This window comes from Novosphingobium sp. RL4 (assembly GCF_035658495.1).
Lineage (GTDB): Bacteria > Pseudomonadota > Alphaproteobacteria > Sphingomonadales > Sphingomonadaceae > Novosphingobium.
The window spans coordinates 3,353,213-3,371,795 of record NZ_CP141944.1; the positions used below are offsets into that span (position 1 = coordinate 3,353,213).

Here is an 18,583-nt window from a genome sequence, read left to right on the forward strand (position 1 = left end):
TCAGGCGGTCACGTCCGCAACGGCGGCGATGAACTTGTCGATGTTGCCCATCGTCAGGCCCGCCACGTTGATGCGGCCGGAACCGGCCATGTAGACGCCGTGCTTGGTGCGCATGGCAAGGACCTGGTCCTTGTTCAGCGGCACGATCGAGAACAGGCCGTTCTGGCCGCCCATCGGCGTCAGGTCGGCCGAACCGGCGGTGCCGGCCTCGGCCAGCTTGGCGCGGACTTCGCGCATGCGGTCGCGCATCTCGTCCAGCTCGGCGAGCCAGTCTGCGGTCAGCGTCTCGTCTTCGAGGACGAGGCGGACAGCGGCGCCGCCGTGGTCTGGCGGCTGCGACCAGTTGGCGCGGGCAAGGTTGTGGCCGTTCGACATGACCTTGGTAAGGTCGGCCGGATCGCCCACCATCGCGTAGAGCGCGCCCACGCGGTCACGGTAGAGGCCGAAGTTCTTGTCGCACGAATAGCAGATCAGCGCTTCCGGCACGGCAGCGAGCACGCGGCGCAGGCCGTAGGCGTCTTCTTCCATGCCCTTGCCCAGGCCCTGATAGGCGAGGTCGAGGATGGGGAGGATCTTCGAAGCGGCGATCAGGCCGGCAATCTCGTCCCACTGCTCGTTGCTGTAGTCGATGCCGGTGGGGTTGTGGCAGCAGCCGTGAAGCAGGATGGCGTCGCCCGCCTGGGCATTGGCGATGGCGCCGCGCAGCGCGTCCATGTCGGTGGTGCCCGAAGCGAGCGCGTGGTTGAATTCAACGACTTCAAGGCCGAGGTCGGCGCAGATCTGGGCGTGGTTGGGCCAGCTGGGAACGCCGACGATGATGCGGTTGTAGCCGGCGCGCTTCACCATGGCGAGCGCGAGGCGCAGCGAGCCGGTGCCGCCGGGGGTCTGCATGCCTTCGATGCGGCCGCCCATCGAAGGGTCGGCCTTGCCGAAGACGTAGGGCATCAGCGCTTCGACGAAGCCCATGTCGCCCTCGGGGCCGAGGTAGGCTTTCGAATCCTGCTCCGCGACGAGTTTGGCCTCCGCGGCCTTGATCGAGCGGAACACAGGCGTGTCGCCCTCACCGGTGCGGTAGACGCCGACACCAAGGTCGATCTTGTCCGCGCGCGGATCGTCGTTGTGGAGCTTGATCAGCGCAAGAAGCGCGTCGGCGGGCTGTTGCTGAAGGTTCGTAAGCATGGCGCGCGGGGCCTTAGACCGGGCAGGGAAAGCGCGCAATGGCAGATCGACAGGGAATTGCCGGGATGCCGGAATTTATCGCGCCGCACAGTCCCGGAAAGCCTGTACCGCGAAATTTTGTGCAACTTCCCGGAAAGGCGCGCAGCAGGGAAAATCGCATTCCCGACAGGCTCTTGAAACGGGTTCGCGTGCTCGTCCGGCCCCGGTGGATCGGGGGACCGGACGAGCAACGACGCAGGCTAGAACGGCATCCAGCTCTGCTTGTGCGTGAACTTCATGTAGCCGATGTTCGCGCCCAGACGCAGGCCCGCACCGGCCCGCACCGGGATCAGCACCACGTCGCCGCGACGCAGGTAGCTGACGGTGAAGCCGCCCACGAGATAGGCCTGCCCCTCGCCCGCGCCGAACCGGTGATAGAGGTCTTCGGTGTCGTTGAGGTTGTAGACCAGCACGAAGGCGTTGCCCGCATTTGCCCCGGCATCGAAGCCGATCGAAGGCCCGGTCCAGTAGACCGGCTGTTCGCCCTCGATCTTGTGGTAGAGCGTACCGGAGCCGTAGCGCAGGCCCACGGCGATGGCGCCGCCGCCTTCACGGCCGACGATATAGCCATTGGGCTCGCCCTGCTTCTTGAGCAGGTCCTCGATCACGCCGGCCAGGCCCTTGGCGCCCTTGCCGAACACGCCCTCGGCCGCGCCGATCAGATCGTCCTCGTGATAGGTGGTGCTCTGGGCCGGCGGCGCCTGCATGGGCGCGGGGCTGCCGTTCCAGGTCGAACCGTTGCTGGACGAATCGACCGGCGTGCCGTTGCCGGGATAGGCCGGCTGGGCCTGCGCGGTCTGGGCAGGGCTGGATACCGGCGGCTGATAGCTGGTTCCGGCATTGTTGCCGCTGCTGATGTCCGCGTCGATCGCCGCATCCGGATCGACGGTGGTCACTTGTGCCACGGCCGAGGTCATCGGCGCGACGAGCACGAGCAGGGGCACGAGCAGGGCCGCGGCCGCTCCGCCCAGCTTGCTCGACAAGCGAACCGGCGCCCCCCTGGCGGCGATTTGCATGGTGACTGGCATTTTCTGGCCCTCCAATGGCGATCCCGAAATCAAAAAGGCAGGCGCCCCCGCTGGGCGCACTACGGCATGTCACTAGAGAATCCAGTGCGCCTGACCCCGCAATGAACGGTCGACAGGGCGACTCCGTTTTGCGGCGGGCCGAACCCGCAGGAAACCTCGCATCTGCCCACAAGCGTTTCGAAAAAGCGAAAAACCTGCATTAGCCCCCCTTGCCGCCCCCGATACCCCTCGCTATAGGGCCCGCCTAGGCCGCATCCGGAGACGTGGGTGAGTGGCTGAAACCAGCGGTTTGCTAAACCGTCGTACCCTTAAGGGGGTACCGAGGGTTCGAATCCCTCCGTCTCCGCCATGCGGCAACGGTTTCAGCTTTTCCCATCAAGACAACGAACGACGAAAACACCCCCCACCGGGGTCCACCGTGCTGCGTCCGCATGGTTTCCGATGTTTTTCCCGTTCGTTTCCAAGACTCTCCACCGAGCAACACTTCGTTACATTCTTGCACGAGGCAAGACACGAAGCATGCCCAGATTCGGCTCCACGCAAAGTCTGGAGCTGAAATAATGAAGTCTACCCTGATTGCCGCCGCTGCCTTCGTCGTCGTCGCCATCCCCGGCGCCGCGATCGCCAACACCACGTCCGCCCACCTCAAGGGCCATACCGCGGTTGCCGCCCCCAAGGCCAAGACGCAGGCCCAGTCGCGCGGCGTCTGCCATCCCGAACCCTCGAAGGGCCGCGATTGCCGCCACCGCAACGTCCAGGCCCAGGCCGCAACCGCGGCACCGGCCCTCGCCAGCGCCGAAGTCTCCGCACCGAAGGCTCAGTGATCGTCCCCGCCGGCCCGGTGCAACCCGGCACCGGGCCGGCGCATCGACGGACGAGAGACTGGCGGACGAGAAACTGGCGGGCGCCATCCGCTAACGGCCCGATCGGGATTGCCTGAAGGTTTTGCCCCAGGGTTTTATCCAAAGATTTTGCCAAGCCGCGCCCGAAATCATACATCTGTGCATGAAGAGACGATGAGCAACACCACAGCCCCCATCTATCGCCACCTCGACGACGGCCCCATGCCCACCCCGACGATCCTGTTGGTGGAGGACGACGGCCCCCTGCGCACCCTCACCGCGCGCGCCCTCAGGCAGAGCGGTTTCAACGTGCTCACCGCCGCGACCGGCGCCGAAATGTGGGTGACCCTGCGCGAAGGCCCCGTGAGCCTCGTCGTGCTCGACATCATGCTTCCCGGCACCAGCGGCTTCGACCTGTTCCGCCGCCTGCGCCGCGAATGCGACATCCCGGTGATCTTCATCAGCGCGCGCGGCAGCGAGGAAGACCGTGTGCTCGGCCTCGAACTGGGCGCGGACGACTATCTGGCCAAGCCCTTCAGCACCCGTGAACTGGCGGCCCGCGTCAGCGCCGTGCTGCGCCGGGGCGGCAATGGCGCGGCCACTGCCGAATTCACGGGGAACGATGCCGTCGCCGATGGCCGCACGCCCGAATCGATTCACTTCGAAGGCTGGAACCTGTCGATGGCGCGCCGCGAACTGCGCTCGCCGACCGGGGCCATGGTGGACCTCACCGGCGCCGAGTTCGACCTGCTCGCCACGTTCCTCGCCTATCCGCAGCGCGTGCTCGGCCGCGAGCGGCTGATCGAGCTTTCGCGCTCGCGCCTGGGCGACAGTTCGGACCGCAGCGTGGACGTGCTCGTCAGCCGCCTGCGCCGCAAGCTGCAGGCGGAAGGCGGCGAATCGCCGATCGTGACGGTTCGCGGCGTCGGCTACATGTTCAAGGCCGAGGTAACGCGCGCCTGATGACCTTGCGCCGGTTCCGTCTGTTCCGGCGCTTCGGCCTGCCTGAGCGGCTGATCGCAGTCCTGCTGCTGGTCTTCGTCATCGATGTCGTCTGCAACACGGTGCTGTTCGAGCGTGCCAACACGTTCGAACTGCGCCGCGACGACGCCCAGCGCATCGCCGAGAATCTCGTGCTGGCGAGCCGCGCGATCGACCACAGCCTCCCTGGCGACCGCCAGAAGGTCACCGCCGCGCTGAGCTCGCCGCAGTTCTCGCTGCGCCTGACGGAAGGCAAGCGCTATCGCGGGTCGCTGGGCCTTGCCAACTTGCGCGCCCAGATCATCGAGATCGCCCCGGAACTCGCGCATAGCGACCTTGAACTGCACCTCGAATCGATCCCGCGGGACGGCAATATCGGCGGCTCGCTGCGCCTGCCGGACCACAGCGTCCTCGATTTCCGGACCCATGCCCGCTCCGCCTGGAAGCTGAGCGCCGGGCGGCTCGCCAGCCTGGTCCTGCCGACCCTGCTGCTCATCACCTTCGCCTGGATCCTGCTGCGCGCCGCGCTCAATCCGCTGCGTTCGCTGATCCGCGCCACCCGCCATCTCGGCGCCGGTCCGCCCCGGCCCGTCCCCGAACGCGGCCCCGATGAAATGCGCCAGCTCATCCGGGCGATGAACGAGATGCAGGAACGCATTCACCAGTCCCTGCTCGATCGCACGCATACCATGCTCGCCATCGGCCACGACCTGAAGACGCCGCTCGCCCGCATGAGGCTGCGGCTGGACGATGGCGAGGTAGATGCGGTGGTGCGCGACGGCATCAATCACGACATCGACGAGATGCGGATGCTGCTCGATTCGATCCAGGCCTATGTGGAAACGGGCGGCACCCAGATCCCGGCGGAGCGCATCGACCTGGCCATCATGGCCGAGACGCTGGTGGATACCGCCGCCGATCGCGGGGCCAATGCCTCCTACAGCGGCCCGACCAGCCTCGAGATCATGGCCCGCCCGGTCTCGATCCGCCGCGCCTTGTCCAACCTGATCGAGAACGCGCTGCACTACGGCGGCAATGTCCGCGTCAGCCTGCGGCGCGACGGCGACGGCGCCGAGATAACCGTCGACGACGACGGCCCCGGCATTCCCGAGGAGCGCATTCCCGACGCGCTCCAGCCCTTCGTCCGCCTCGACACCGCCCGCGCCCGCGACACGGCCGGCATGGGCCTGGGCCTGCCGATCGTGCGCAAGGCGGTGCGGCTGGAAGGCGGCACGCTGGACCTGCGCAACCGGCCCGAAGGCGGCCTGCGGGCAACGATCAGGCTGCCGCTCGGAACGCGCTGATCGCGATTGCCGCCGGTCCTGCTGTCCAGCCGGGCGGACAACACGCTGTTAATATTCGGCAATTCCCTGAAACACGACTGCCATCCCCGGAAACTCCCGCTTTACCGGGGGCTTTCCTGAATTGCCGTTCATCCACGCTGCGCTGCAGCAACATTTCCTGACAAACGCGCACGACCTGCGAAAACAGCGACACGTACCTTTCCCATCAAGCTCCGCGCCCGCGTCCCCCAAACCCCTCCGTGCGCGCGGGGCAACCGAATCAAGGAAAGGTTACGAGAGTGAATGAACTGATCGGACGCGTCTTCCACTTCGAGAAGACCATCTTCCCCGCCAGCAGCGAACTGTTCGGCAAGCTCACCCGCGAAGGTCAGGAGCCCAAGGCCCTGATGATCTCCTGCGCCGATTCGCGTATCGTGCCGGAGCAGATCATGCAGGCCCAGCCGGGCGACCTGTTCGTCTGCCGCAACGCCGGCAACATGGTGCCGCCTTACGCAACCCAGAACGGCGGCGTGACCTCGACCGTGGAATATGCCGTGGCCGCCCTCGGCGTGCGCGACATCATCGTCAGCGGCCACTCGGGCTGCGGCGCCATGAAGGCGCTTGCCGACCCGACCGGTCTGGAAACGATGCCGAACGTCGCCGCCTGGCTCAAGCACGGCGCCGCCGCCGAGCATATCGTCAGCACCTGCCATGGCGACCTCTCGGGCGAGGACCGCGTCCGCGCCATCACGCTCGAAAACATCATCGCCCAGATCAGCCACCTGCGCACCCACCCCGCGGTTGCCGCCGCCATCGCCCGCGGCGAAATGACGCTGCACGGCTGGTTCGTCGACATTCACGCCGGCCAGGTCCTCGGCCTCGACGGCGAAACCGGCCAGTTCGTGCCGCTGCGTGAGGAAGCGCCGCTTCCGGTCGCGCTTTCCGCCCGCGCCCGCATCGCCTCCGAATTCGCCGAGGCAGCGGAATGACGACCGCCGCCCCCACCTCTCCGGAGGCAACCCGGAGTGGGCCTTTCGCCCACTTCGGCAGGGACTTCACGGCCTCGATCGTGGTGTTCCTCGTGGCAATGCCGCTCTGCATGGGCATTGCCATCGCGTCGGGCGTGCCCCCTGAAAAGGGGCTCGTCACCGGCATCATCGGCGGCCTCGTGGTCGGCCTGCTGGCAGGCTCGCCTCTCCAGGTGAGCGGCCCGGCGGCCGGCCTTGCCGTCATCGTCTTCGAATTCGTGCGCGAGCACGGCCTCGAAGCGCTCGGCCCCGTCCTCCTGCTGGCCGGCCTGATCCAGGTTCTCGCCGGTACGCTCCGCCTCGGCGGCCTGTTCCGCGCGATCAGCCCCGCCGTCGTCCACGGCATGCTTGCCGGCATCGGCGCGCTCATCGTGATCGGCCAGTTCCACATCCTCTTCGACGAGAAGCCGATGTCGAGCGGTCTCCAGAACATGGCGATGATGCCCGCGCGCATTCTCGGCCTCGATCCGGGCAACATGGCCTCCACCGAAATGGCCGTCATGCTCGGCGTCCTGACGATGGCGATCATGCTCGGCTGGGAAAAGGTCCGTCCGAAGTCCATGGGCCTCGTCCCCGGCGCCCTGCTCGGCGTGGTCGCGGCTACCGCCGTGGCCTGGACCATGGGCCTCGACGTTGCCCGCATCGCCGTTCCGGAATCGATCGGCGCCGCCTTCGCACTGCCCACCAGCACCGGCTGGTTCGCCCCGCTCGCCAACCCGGCGCTGATCGTGGCCGCACTCGCCATCGCCTTCATCGCCAGCGCCGAGACGCTGCTTTCGGCCGCCGCGGTCGATCGCATGCATGACGGCGTGCGCACCAAGTACGACAAGGAACTGCGTGCGCAGGGCATCGGCAACCTGCTTTGCGGCGTGTTCGGCGCCCTGCCGATGACCGGCGTGATCGTGCGCAGCTCGGCCAACGTGCAGGCCGGCGCCAAGACCCGCCTGTCGGCGATCCTGCACGGCGCATGGATTCTCGCCTTCATCGCCCTGCTGCCCTGGCTGCTGCGCGAAGTGCCGATGGCGGCACTGGGCGGCGTCCTCGTCGTCACCGGCTTCAGGCTGGTCAGCCTCAGCCACGTGCGCCACCTGTTCCACAACTACGGGGCCTTCCCGGCGCTGATCTGGGCAGTGACCTTCGCGCTCGTGGTCACCACCGACCTGCTGACCGGCGTGCTCGTCGGCCTGGCGCTGACAGTGGTGGAACTGGCCCCGCACTTCAGGAACCTGAAGCTCAAGGTGGAGGAGCATGTCGAGGAACACGAAGCGGGCGAATCGACCCGCCTCGCCCTTGGCGGCGGCGCCACCTTCCTCGGCCTCACCCGCCTCAACAACGTGCTGGAAAAGCTGCCGCACGGCCGCCCGGTCCACCTGGACCTCGGCCAGCTCAAGGTCATGGATCACACCACGTCCGAGACGATCAGCGAATGGCTTAACCGGCGCCGCCAGAGCGGCCATGCGGACCGCGTGACCGGCCCCGAGCCGATCCTGCGCCCGCTTCCGATCGCGGCCTGACGATCACTTCGATCTCGTAAGGCGCGGGCACCTTCTCGTCCGCGCCCCTTTCCTCTGCCGGGCGATCTCCATGCGGGATCGCCCGGTTTCTTTTTGCCCGCATGCCTTTCGCCGGCCGCCTCCGGCCGGGGGCGCCCCATCGCCCCGGCGCCGCGTGGCGATCAGACACACTTTGTCACGGATGGGAAAACCAAAGGACAATTACGGCCCGTAACACCGTGCAAGTCTGCACGAAACGGGTTCGCCACGCATGTAGGGCCCGGCTGCAGGCCGCAGGATGGAACGCGACAACAGTCATCATGAGGGCGTTCCATATGAAAATCCGTCTTGCCGCAGGCCTGCTTGGCCTCGCCGCGTCCGGTATTGCTTTCTCCGCTCCTGCCATGGCCCAGGAAGAGGTCCCGAGCGAGATCACCGTATCCGGCACCGTCGGCCTCGTTTCCGACTATCGCTTCCGCGGGGTCTCGCAGACCGACAAGGAAATGGCCGTTCAGGGCGGCATCACCGTGTCCCACGCCAGCGGCGCCTACGTCGGCACCTGGGCCTCGAACCTCTCCGGCTGGGGCACCTTCGGCGGATCGAACATGGAACTCGACCTCGTGGCCGGCTACGCCACCGAGATCACCAGCGGCGTGAAGCTGGACGTCGGCCTCACCTGGTACATGTATCCGGGCGGCGCTTCGGACACCGACTTCGCCGAACCCTACGTGAAGCTCTCGGGCGCGATCGGCCCTGCCAACATGCTGGTCGGCGTCGCCTACGCGCCCAAGCAGCAGGCGCTTGGCAAGGTCTATGCCAGCGGTGACGACTATGCCGACGGCATCGGCCGCCCCGGCGCCAAGTCGGACAACTTCTACATGTGGGCCGACGGCAACACCGCCATCCCCAGCACCCCGCTGACGCTCAAGGCGCACCTCGGCTACTCGAAGGGCAACTCCGGCCTCGGCCCGAACGGCACCAGCGTCGCGCCGACCGGCGAATACCTCGACTGGATGCTCGGCGCCGACCTCGCGCTCGGCCCGGTCACGCTTGGCGTCGCCTATGTGGACACCGATATTTCCAAGTCGGAAAGCGCCTACCTCCAGCCGAACTTCTCTTCCACGAAGAACGGCTCGCAGATCGCCGGATCGACCGTCCTGTTCTCGGTCGGCGCCAGCTTCTGATCTGACCGGATGAAAGGCCCGGAAGGCCCACCAGCCTTCCGGGACCGGATTTCGCCTATCCAGAACGCCGCGGCTTCGCCTCCACCGCTCACGCGGGAGGCGCGGCCGCGGCGCTTTTGCGTTCGGGCGCTGGCGCGCTGAACGGTGGATGCCGGGCCATCCGAAATGGATGGAAACGCCCGCCGTAATGGACCCTGATCGCGTTGCCGAGGCCATGCCGGAACCATAAAACGAACGCCGGAAACGGGAGGCTCCCTCTCCTCGGTCTTGCTTGGAGCATCGCTTGCAACATCTCCCCGAATTCTCCAGGCCCCAAAAGACGTTTCTCGCCGGGTGCCACGCGGCCGGCCCGCCCCCGGCGTGAGCGAACTTCCCCTGCACCTTACCGGCGGGCCGACGATCGTCCTCGGCGCCGGGATCGCCGGCCTTGCAGCGGCGGACAGCCTCGTGAGATCGGGTCACAAAGTCATCGTCATAGAACGCGGCAACGCCGCCGGGGGCACGCACCGCAGCCGCCAGATCGGCCCCTATACTTTCGATGTCGGCAGCATCTTCTACGAAGAAAACGCCAGGGTCTTCGATCTGGCGCCGGGAATCCGCGATCTCTGCCCCCAGGTCCTGAGCCTGCAACGGCGCGTCGCGCCTGACGGTTCGATCCTGCTCTACCCCATCGAACCGCGCGATCTGCTCAAGCAATCCCCCTTGCGGCTCGCCCGGTCGGTGCTGGATCTCCTCGGCTCGCGCATCGCCGTCAGCCGCGATGGAACCCTTGAAGCGATCTGCCGCAAGCGGCTGGGCGGCACATTCTTCGAAGATACCGGCCTGCGCTCCTACATCGGCCGCTTCCATCACGTCCCGCCCGAACAGATCGACGAGGAATTCTTTTTCCGGCGAATGGCCATCATCGAGCGTTTCACCCGCATGAACGCGCTGGCACGCAGCGCCGCCCGCGCAATCATGATCCGGCAGGGCAGCCAGCACCGCAAACGCTGGCCGATGCGCGTGCGCCCGCGCGAAGGATATCAGGCGATGTTCCGCCCGATCGTGGAACGCCTGACGGCGGCGGGGGTCGAATTCGCATTTGGCGAACAGCTTTCCGCCGTGGAGCGGGAAGGCAGCTTCTTCCGCGTCGGCACGCAGGGCTCGGGCCAGAGCGGCCATCACGGCCCGAACCATGGTGCTGGCCGGGATGGAGCCCCCCGCACCACCCGGCTCGCTTCGGCGGTGGTCAGCACGATCCCGGTGGATGCGCTCCACCAGGTACTGTTCTCGGCGCCTTCCGGCACCGTCTCGCTCGACATGACCACGCTTTACGTTTCCGCAGCGCACCTCCATCCGGATGCGGGGAATGTGCTGTTCAACTTCCATGCCGAAGGCGAATGGAAACGCGCCACGATCTATTCGCGCATCTATCCGGACCCCGCGTGCGGCCGGGAATTCTTCTCGGTGGAAACCACCCTGCCCCCCGGCGCCCGCCACAGCCCCGGCGCCGCCTTCGAAGATTTCCGCGATCATGCAACAAGGCTCGGCCTCGCCAGCGACCTTCGGCTGGAAGGCCATGAACTCGTGGAGGACAGCTATCCGCTCTACACGGTGGGCGCGCGCGCACGCCTTGATGCCGCGCTGGATCGCATCGCCGGGGTCGGGATCATCTCCGCCGGCCGGCAAGGACGCTTCGAATATCTGCCGACATCGTCCGGCGTGATCGCGCAAGTCATCCGCAATCTCGATTGCGGGGCCGCTCCGGCAGCCTCGCCCGAAATGGCCGCATGACCGGAATAACCGCACCGATGCCATCGACCAGCGCCCTGAACCACACCGCCGCACGCCCTTCCCCGCGGCCTCGCCCCCGCGTGCGGATCTTCAACGTGAAATACAGCCCAAACCTCGGGGACGGCCTGCTTTCGGAGTGCCTCGAACAGGCGCTGGTGGAATGCGGGGCCGATGAAAGCACATGCTCGATCGATCTCGCAGCGCGTTCGGCATACGGTCGCGGCACGGCGGGCCGGTCGGCGCTGATGCGGATGCTCCAGTCGTTGCCGCCCGCGCTCCGCCGGCTCGCGGTCCGCCTGCCGCTCGCTGTCCAGAGCCGCCGCCGCTGGCTGCCCCATTACCGCGCCGCATTGCGGGATGCCGATTGCGTGGTGATCGGAGGCGGAAACCTCATCGCCGATCTCGATCTCAATTTCCCGACCAAACTGGCCCTGGCAATCCATGAAGCGGCGGATCGCGGACTGCCGGTTTTCATCTATGGCTGTGGGGTCTCCTCAGGCTGGAGCAGGCAAGGGGCGGCGCTGCTGCAACAGGCGCTTGCCAGAGGCGCGGTCCGGCAGGTGTTCCTGCGCGACGAAAGATCGATATCGCTGTGGCACGACCTTTTCGGCGAACATGCAGGCCTCCCTGCCAGACTGGTGCGCGACCCTGGCCTCCTCGCCGGCGAACGCTACGGCCTCGGTGCTTCTCAACCCCGTCCAGGTGCCGTTCTGGTCGGGTTGAATGTGACTGCCCCCGTCGCCGTGCAATACCATGCGGAACATGCCCCGCAGGCCCGACAGCTCGAGGATTGGTACCTGAATCTCGCAGAAACCCTGGTTGCACGCGGGTTTCGGGTCGCCGTATTCACGAATGGCAGCCCGGAAGACCGCGCCTGCGCCGCCAGGCTTCGCAGCGCCTTCGAAACCATCGCCCTGCCAGGCCAGATCTCGTTTCCCGAAGCCGATACGCCGGGCGAACTGGCGCGGCTCATTTCCGGTCTCGGCGGACTTATCGCCTTCAGAATGCACGCAATTATCGCATCCTACGCGTGCAGGATTCCCTTCGTCGCGCTGGACTGGGACCCCAAGCTCGCCTCCTTTGTACATTCCATCGATCACGGCGAATGGCTTGTCGATCCAGCCTCCACCCCGGCCGAAACAGCCGCCTTCCTGCTGGCTCAAGCCATGGCGAACGGAATAGCCCCCAACACCCACGCCCGCGTAATCGCGCAGGCGCGTTATGGGGTAGAAAGCCTGCACACCGAAATCGCACGAGCCATTACGCCTTGAAATTTCAGAATAATCTTCAGTGAAACGGATACTCGCACTGATCGCCGCGCTTGCTGCCGCTCAGGCGCCCGCCGGAAACCCGCAGCGCCCCAGCCGCCTCGAAGCAGGACCAGAAGCGCAACCCGGCGCGCGGCTTGCTTCTGAAATCCGCGCCCCGCTCCCACCGATGCGGCTGGGCGCCGCCTCCAATTTCTCGCAGGGCAACCTCCCTCGCCTGTTCAATGCCGCCCTGGCTCTGCCGCTTGCGAACTGGCGCGACAGCATCCGCTGGGCAGACGTCGAGAAAACCAGAGGCCGCTACACCTTCGACCAGCCGATGTCCCTGTATCCGGCCAGCCTGGAGCAGCACCATGCCCGGATGACCCTGACGCTCAACTGGGGAAATCCGCTCTACGATGCCGGACAGACACCGCATTCGCCCGAAGCGCTCGCGGCATTCGGGAAGTTCGTTGCCGAAGTGGTGCGCCGGTATCCTGCGATCGACACGCTGGAAATCGGCAATGAGATCAACGGCAACAATTTCGTTTCCGGCCCGATGAAGGACGCGCCGCCCGCGCAGCGCCTCGCCTACCACCTGGCCATGGTACGAAGCGCAGCCAAGGCCGCGAGAGCGGTACGGCCGGATATCAAGGTCATTGGCGGCTCCACCCATTCGCTGCCCGGCGGCTTTCTCTGGCCCCTTCTCGATCAGGGCGGCGCCGGCCTGCTCGACGGTCTCGCGCTCCATCCTTACACCACGCCGATCGATCAACTTCCCGCTCAAGTCGCAGTCCTCCGCCGCCATCCTTCTCTGGCGCCAATACCGCTCTACATGACCGAATATGGCAGCCTGGACCCAGAGCATGCCGGTGACGATCTGGTCCGCGCTTACGCGACCCTTTCGTCTCTGGGCATCGCGGAGTTCGATTGGTACCCGCTCAACGATCGGGGCGACGGGTTCGTCCCCTTGCTGCGACGCGACGCAAGACTGACGGAGGCAGGCCGCGCCTTCCGTTTCGTGACGAAGCAACTCGGCGATCATCGGGGGGAGGATCGAAGCCCCGATCGCTTCACCTTCATTCACGCGTTCGGCGCCAGAACCTGGGTCCTCTGGGGCGCGGCAAGGCCGATCTCGATCGATTCCGCCTCCGTTTCCGCGTTCGACGCCGCGGGAACCCGGCTTAGTGGCGCCTCTCTGATGCTGGCCGAAGACCGGGTGCTCATCCTCACGGGCAAGGTTCCACTGAAGATCGACGAACACGTGAAACTCGGCTGCACGCCATTGATCGCGGACAGTTTCCTCGGCTTTACTTTCCCGGCACCCGATGGTGCCATCCCCAGCCAGACGGTCGGGCTTGTCCCGTTCTGGAAGACGGGCTCTCGCGAAGCGCCTTTCATGACGTTTCCCGGTCAACAGACGGCCGGCGTACCATGGACCCCCTATCTCGCGCCGCGCGGCGCGGCCGTACCTCGAGTGGCGGCTGACACGATTGTCCCGGCCACAGGAGCAAACGGAGATGCCGTTCTTCTCCGCTACACCGCGCGGTCTCGGATGGTGCTCAGGATAGAGGCCGAATTCGCGCTGACAGGCCGCAGTGAAAGCGGCCTGGCCGTATCCATGCGATCGGGCGGACAGTCCGTGTTTGCAACCCGGGGGGCGGCCCCGATCCGGATAGAGCGGACGATACCGCTTGCCCCCGGGCAGACGCTGGACTTTGTCGTCGCACCGGAGGGCGCTGGCCACACGGGTCCGGTCCGGTATCGCATACGCCTGTACGACACGGGGGCCTGCGCTCCTGTCGGCGCTATCAAATAATAGCGGAGCCAAGCTGCGTCCCTCACCCCGCCCATGGCAAGTCCACCCGGCAACCGAATCGACATTTCCGCTCCCTTGGGAAGGGAAAAAGCGTCGATCCCGGAAAAAACGATCACGCTTAGGGCGAAACCCCTATCGGCCATGGCATCCGGGCAACCACCTGGTTTTTGCCTGCGAAACCGGAACCACAACGGGCCTGCAAAGCCGGCCATTTCGGCGCATGGTTAACGCCACCTCTACAAGAGGCACGCACAAACGTTTGTGACTGCAAGGCAAAAGCGGCTGCAACTGCCAAACGATTGTGAATTGTACGCAATCACCCTTACCAACCAAGTATTACTTGAATCACAATCGAAACATCCAGCCGTGAATTTGCGTTTACCGTGCACAGAAGGCCCCGATTAGCCACTACAGCCATATTGAATATCTCGCAGAAACGAAACCAACAGCTCTACCGAAACAACAATCGACCCGGATAGAGCCAAAAATGCGAGTATTATCACATGGCAAAGAAGAATATCATCGCATCGACTGCGGCAACAACCACTTATTACGGCGACGCTCTTGAAAAGCAGCAGTGGTATCTGGACGGATCGACCCGCTCAAAGCTGAGCATCGACGCTTATTCCGTATGGCAGGACTACACCGGCAAAGGCGTGCGCATCGGCGTTATCGACTCCCAGATCGACTTTCGTCATGCCGATCTCAAGAAGGCCTATGACACCACGCTCGACTACAACTTCGCAACGGCGACTGACGCCGTAACGATCAGCGCCACCGCCCTGCCCCAATCCCACGGCACTTCCGTTGCCGGGGTGATCGCCGCCGAAGCCGGCAATGCCATCGGAACCGTAGGCATCGCCTCCGGCGCCACGCTCGTCGGCCTCGGCGTCGACTATTCCTCCAGCAATGCCGCAGGGCAGATCGTGTCTGCCCTGCAGAAGTCGGCCAGCCTGGACGTTGCCAACAACAGCTGGAGCTTCGTCGAAAACTTCGCCGACAATTTCAATGCCAACCCGGAATACAAGGCAGCGCTCGTTTCCGCCGTTTCAACCGGACGCGGCGGACTGGGCACTTCGCTGGTGTTCGCGGCCGGTAACGCTGGAACCTCCGGCACCTCGAACTACCATAACTTCCAGAACTCGCCCTACACGATCGCGGTCGGCTCGGTCGACGCCGACGGCAATCCTTCCGCCTTCACCAGCATCGGCGCGAACGTGCTGATCTCGGCCGCCGGCCGCGACGTGCTCACCACCACGCTGAGCGACCGTTATGAAAGCGTTTCGGGAACATCATTCGCCGCTCCGGCCGTGTCGGCAACGATCGGCCTGATGCTCCAGGCCAACCCCGACCTCGGCTACCGCGACGTTCAGGAAATCCTCGCCTATTCCGCCCACCGCACGGGCCTGACCGACGGCGCAAGCTTCGGCGACGGCTGGCGGACGAATGGCGCCGATAACGCCAATGGCGGCGGGCTCCATTACAGCGACGCATTCGGCTACGGCTTCCTCAACGTCCACGATGCCGTGCGACTGGCCGAAACCTGGGACGAACAGCAGACTTTCGCGAACATGGCCACAGCCACCAAGACCGTCACGACAGCGCAGACCCTGGTTGCCGGATCGAACGATCACCTTTCGCTCGACATCCCCGTGACCGATGCGATCGATCTCGAACATGTCCAGATTTCCATCGACCTCAACTGGCTCAACACAGGCGATCTCGACGTCTACCTGACATCGCCGGAAGGTACCCGGGTCCGCCTGGTCTACGACCTTCCAACCGAGAGCCGCGTCGGCAGCATCCGCAACTTCACTTTCAGTTCGGTCGCCTCGATGGGCGAACAATCCGCCGGTACCTGGAAGCTCGACATCTACAACCGCGATCCCGCCGCTGCCGACAAGGCCGGTGTGCCGATGACGGGCAAGTTCAAGGGCGCTACGCTGACCCTGCTTGGCGAAGCGGACACCTCGAAGAACGACACGTACATCTACACCGACGAATTCGGCACGCTCTACGCCGGCGCCGATCTCGCCAAGCGCAGCGTGCTCAAGGATGCGAACGGCGGAACCGACACGATCAACACGGCGGCCGTCACCAGCAACACCACGATCGATCTTACCGCCACAAAGGTAAGCACGATCGCCGGCGTCACCCTGAACCTGGCGGCCAATACCATCGAAAACGTCTACTCGGGTGATGGCAACGACACGCTGATCGGCAGCAACGTCGCCAACATGCTGAGCGCCGGGCGCGGAAACGACACGATCTACTTCAGCTTCGGCAATGACAGGATCGACGGCGGGCAAGGCCAGGACGCGCTGGTCATGAACTGCGCCTTCTCGAAGATTTCCGGCTCGGTCTCGGCCACCGGCGACGTGCTCATCTCCGCGAAGTATGGCGAGGTCTCGACCATCAGCAACGTCGAAACCTTCACCTTCTCGGACGGCACCTATAGCTACGCCCAGCTGGTGAAGCTGCTCGCCGCAGGCACTTCGGCAGTGGTCGACCAGCCGGTCACGCAGGCCCCGGTGGAAACGCCGACAGTCCCCGGCAACACCTCGGGCGAGGCCGGCACCGGCGACGGAACCGTGCATGCTCCGGTCACCGAGACGCCCGGTTCGGGCTCCACGGATCATGCGGCCACCAGCCCTTATGGCGATGAAGGCCGCACTTATGCAGCCACCCTGACCGGCACCGGCGCGGATGACCGCATCGTGGGAACCACGGCAGGCGAGCGGATCGACGGCCTCGACGGGATCGACAAGCTGCGCGGCATGGCCGGCGACGACGGCATCCACGGCGGCAACGGCGACGACACGCTCTATGGCGATGACGGGAACGATCATCTTTATGGCGATGCCGGCATCGACACGATCATGGGCGGCACCGGCAATGACTGGATCTTCGGCGGAACCGGCGCGGACCGGCTCTATGGCGAGGCCGGCGCCGATACCTTCGTGTTCGACGCTTCCGACGTGGCAGGCATGGACACCATCTACGATTTCAGCGCGGCCGATGGTGACAAGATCCTGATCACCGGCATCGCGAACGGCAGCACTGCCACGTTCGACATCGTCACCAGCGGTTCGGGCACCTATCTCCAGATGCATGACGAAAGTGGCGACCACCTGCTCGCCCGAATCAAGGGCGTCGGAATGGAAGGCCTCCATGTGGCCGACACCGATGCCGGACTGCTCTGGGCGTGAGGCCGCCCGTTCATTGACAGGGCCGCTGACGCCCGCACATCGCCCCAAGCGACTGTATCAAAAGGGCTCCGAGGAATCGGGGCCCTTTCCTTGTGCGCCCTCGCGACGCCCGCCATCGTTAATCCGCCAGAAGTGCAAGCCCCCCTCCCCGCCATCGAATTCTGCGTCCATAATGGACATTCCGGAAGCGGAGACTTCACATGCGGGCGCTGAACAACAAAGAAATTCCGCGCAATATCGCCATAGACTCTAGTAATAACACGTAAAACACCATCCATAATGGCGTATATTAAAATGAATGAATGGAAGATCCACATCAAAACGGTTGCACGACATTAACCCTAAGCCTTATGAACAAGCCACGATTGAGAGGGCACTGAAGCGCACTGCGCCGAACCTGCAAATCGAAAGGGGGAGGGGGCAACCGGTACACTTCACCAAACTCTCTTGAGTGGACGTGATTTGCTGCACAAATAATCGGGAAGCCGGCACAATCGTCGTCGAATGATTTCGAGTTCAAATCGCAACGATTATTGCAAGGAGCATTCCCGTGGCAGATATCAACGGATCATCCATTGGTGACAATATTTCCGGCAGTGCGCTGGGAGACCGTATTCTTTCCGGCCAAGGCAACGACACCGTGCATGGTGCCGGCGGTGATGACTACATCATCGGCGGAGCCAACAGCGACAACCTCTACGGAGACGAAGGGAACGACACCATTTACGGTGGCGGTTCTGCAGACAAGCTCCGCGGCGGCGAAGGCAATGACTATCTGAACGGAGGCGGCGGGGCCGACCGCATCTACGGCGGCTCGGGTGACGACATCATCTTCGGCGGCGCCGGCGACGATGTCCTCTATGGCGACAACCCCAACGACCCGACGGAAACCGGTGCCGACATCTTCGAGTTCGACAAGGATGACGGCTCGGACAAGGTGTTCGACTTCGAACTGGGGCTGGACAAGGTTCGTCTGCTCGAAGGCAACACCTATTCGCTCAGCTATCTCGGCGACAACACCATTCTGACTTACGGCACCACCACCGTTCGTTTCTACGACGCCCACCTGACCAGCGCCGACATTATCTTCGCCTGAGCCCTGAACGCACAAAAAGCGGACCGGAATGCCTTCGCATCCCGGTCCGCTTTTTTACGGGCCTCACGCAATTCCGGTTGCGGCGTTTGACTTTCCGGGAGAGCGCCCCCGCCTGGCAGAGGCATTCGGCCGCCTCAGAAAATCGCACCCAGAAGAAGTGCCCAACCCATGACGGAGACCGCCATGGCCACCGCAATCCCCATCATCGGATTCCTGTCGTCGGACTCGGCTGCAAACACGCGGCCAAGCAGAAGCGAGGGGCGATGAGGATGCGCGATCTCCGGCAGCGGTTCTCTCCGGGATGCCCCCCAGGGCTTTCGCCTGCTCGGCCCCGGCATGAATTCACCGGAGCAAGGGCCAAAGCCCTCCCTATGGCCAACCA

At 64.9% G+C, this 18,583-nt stretch carries 13 protein-coding genes and 1 tRNA gene; 12 read left to right on the forward strand and 2 right to left on the reverse strand.

Annotated elements, in window-relative coordinates:
• Positions 1-1,179 (reverse strand): aromatic amino acid transaminase, encoded by a 1,179-nt coding sequence (locus U9J33_RS16095; protein ID WP_132469738.1) that lies wholly within the window; start codon positions 1,177-1,179, stop codon positions 1-3.
• 239 nt (positions 1,180-1,418) lie between these two features.
• Complete coding sequence (locus U9J33_RS16100) at positions 1,419-2,246, reverse strand: DUF1134 domain-containing protein (RefSeq protein ID WP_324696688.1); 828 nt, start codon at positions 2,244-2,246, stop codon at positions 1,419-1,421.
• A 257-nt stretch (positions 2,247-2,503) separates the two neighbouring features.
• Between U9J33_RS16100 and U9J33_RS16105 the strand changes: the two genes are divergently transcribed.
• The 12 genes from U9J33_RS16105 (at position 2,504) to U9J33_RS16160 (ending at position 18,201) form a co-directional block, all read left to right on the forward strand.
• Positions 2,504-2,595, forward strand: a tRNA-Ser gene (locus tag U9J33_RS16105).
• Positions 2,596-2,806: 211 nt separating this feature from the next.
• Complete coding sequence (locus U9J33_RS16110; protein WP_324696690.1) at positions 2,807-3,070, forward strand: hypothetical protein; 264 nt, start codon at positions 2,807-2,809, stop codon at positions 3,068-3,070.
• Positions 3,071-3,310: 240 nt separating this feature from the next.
• Complete coding sequence (locus U9J33_RS16115) at positions 3,311-4,051, forward strand: response regulator transcription factor (protein ID WP_054438532.1); 741 nt, start codon at positions 3,311-3,313, stop codon at positions 4,049-4,051.
• Positions 4,051-5,373 (forward strand): ATP-binding protein, encoded by a 1,323-nt coding sequence (locus U9J33_RS16120; protein ID WP_054438408.1) that lies wholly within the window; start codon positions 4,051-4,053, stop codon positions 5,371-5,373. Before U9J33_RS16115 ends, U9J33_RS16120 begins: the two co-directional genes overlap by 1 nt.
• 278 nt (positions 5,374-5,651) lie before the next feature.
• Positions 5,652-6,341, forward strand: coding sequence for a carbonic anhydrase (locus U9J33_RS16125; protein ID WP_054438406.1), 690 nt, complete (start codon positions 5,652-5,654; stop codon positions 6,339-6,341).
• Positions 6,338-7,894: a SulP family inorganic anion transporter gene (locus tag U9J33_RS16130; protein ID WP_132469730.1), complete on the forward strand. Its 1,557-nt coding sequence runs from the start codon at positions 6,338-6,340 to the stop codon at positions 7,892-7,894. Before U9J33_RS16125 ends, U9J33_RS16130 begins: the two co-directional genes overlap by 4 nt.
• Positions 7,895-8,208: 314 nt before the next feature.
• Positions 8,209-9,057, forward strand: coding sequence for a TorF family putative porin (locus U9J33_RS16135; protein ID WP_324696694.1), 849 nt, complete (start codon positions 8,209-8,211; stop codon positions 9,055-9,057).
• Between the two features lie 360 nt (positions 9,058-9,417).
• Positions 9,418-10,830 (forward strand): FAD-dependent oxidoreductase, encoded by a 1,413-nt coding sequence (locus tag U9J33_RS16140; protein WP_324696696.1) that lies wholly within the window; start codon positions 9,418-9,420, stop codon positions 10,828-10,830.
• A gap of 17 nt (positions 10,831-10,847) precedes the next feature.
• Complete coding sequence (locus U9J33_RS16145; RefSeq protein ID WP_324699073.1) at positions 10,848-12,101, forward strand: polysaccharide pyruvyl transferase family protein; 1,254 nt, start codon at positions 10,848-10,850, stop codon at positions 12,099-12,101.
• Between the two features lie 19 nt (positions 12,102-12,120).
• Positions 12,121-13,896 carry a hypothetical protein gene (locus U9J33_RS16150; RefSeq protein WP_324696698.1) on the forward strand — a complete coding sequence of 592 codons (1,776 nt, stop codon included), beginning with the start codon at positions 12,121-12,123 and terminating at the stop codon, positions 13,894-13,896.
• A gap of 503 nt (positions 13,897-14,399) precedes the next feature.
• The gene (locus tag U9J33_RS16155) at positions 14,400-17,105 is read left to right on the forward strand and encodes a S8 family serine peptidase (RefSeq protein ID WP_054438399.1); all 2,706 of its coding nucleotides are present in this window, start codon (positions 14,400-14,402) and stop codon (positions 17,103-17,105) included.
• Between the two features lie 550 nt (positions 17,106-17,655).
• Complete coding sequence (locus U9J33_RS16160) at positions 17,656-18,201, forward strand: calcium-binding protein (protein WP_132469728.1); 546 nt, start codon at positions 17,656-17,658, stop codon at positions 18,199-18,201.
• Positions 18,202-18,583 lie beyond the last annotated feature (382 nt).

What these genes read in the sequence shown, in the direction of transcription:
- U9J33_RS16145 (WP_324699073.1), top strand. Translation starts at nt 10,848, where the DNA reads ATGCCATCGACCAGCGCCCTGAACCACACCGCCGCACGCCCTTCCCCG.
- U9J33_RS16115 (WP_054438532.1), top strand. Translation starts at nt 3,311, where the DNA reads ATGCCCACCCCGACGATCCTGTTGGTGGAGGACGACGGCCCCCTGCGC.
- U9J33_RS16155 (WP_054438399.1), top strand. Translation starts at nt 14,400, where the DNA reads ATGGCAAAGAAGAATATCATCGCATCGACTGCGGCAACAACCACTTAT.
- U9J33_RS16135 (WP_324696694.1), top strand. Translation starts at nt 8,209, where the DNA reads ATGAAAATCCGTCTTGCCGCAGGCCTGCTTGGCCTCGCCGCGTCCGGT.
- U9J33_RS16100 (WP_324696688.1), bottom strand. Translation starts at nt 2,246, where the DNA reads ATGCCAGTCACCATGCAAATCGCCGCCAGGGGGGCGCCGGTTCGCTTG.
- U9J33_RS16110 (WP_324696690.1), top strand. Translation starts at nt 2,807, where the DNA reads ATGAAGTCTACCCTGATTGCCGCCGCTGCCTTCGTCGTCGTCGCCATC.
- U9J33_RS16130 (WP_132469730.1), top strand. Translation starts at nt 6,338, where the DNA reads ATGACGACCGCCGCCCCCACCTCTCCGGAGGCAACCCGGAGTGGGCCT.
- U9J33_RS16095 (WP_132469738.1), bottom strand. Translation starts at nt 1,179, where the DNA reads ATGCTTACGAACCTTCAGCAACAGCCCGCCGACGCGCTTCTTGCGCTG.
- U9J33_RS16120 (WP_054438408.1), top strand. Translation starts at nt 4,051, where the DNA reads ATGACCTTGCGCCGGTTCCGTCTGTTCCGGCGCTTCGGCCTGCCTGAG.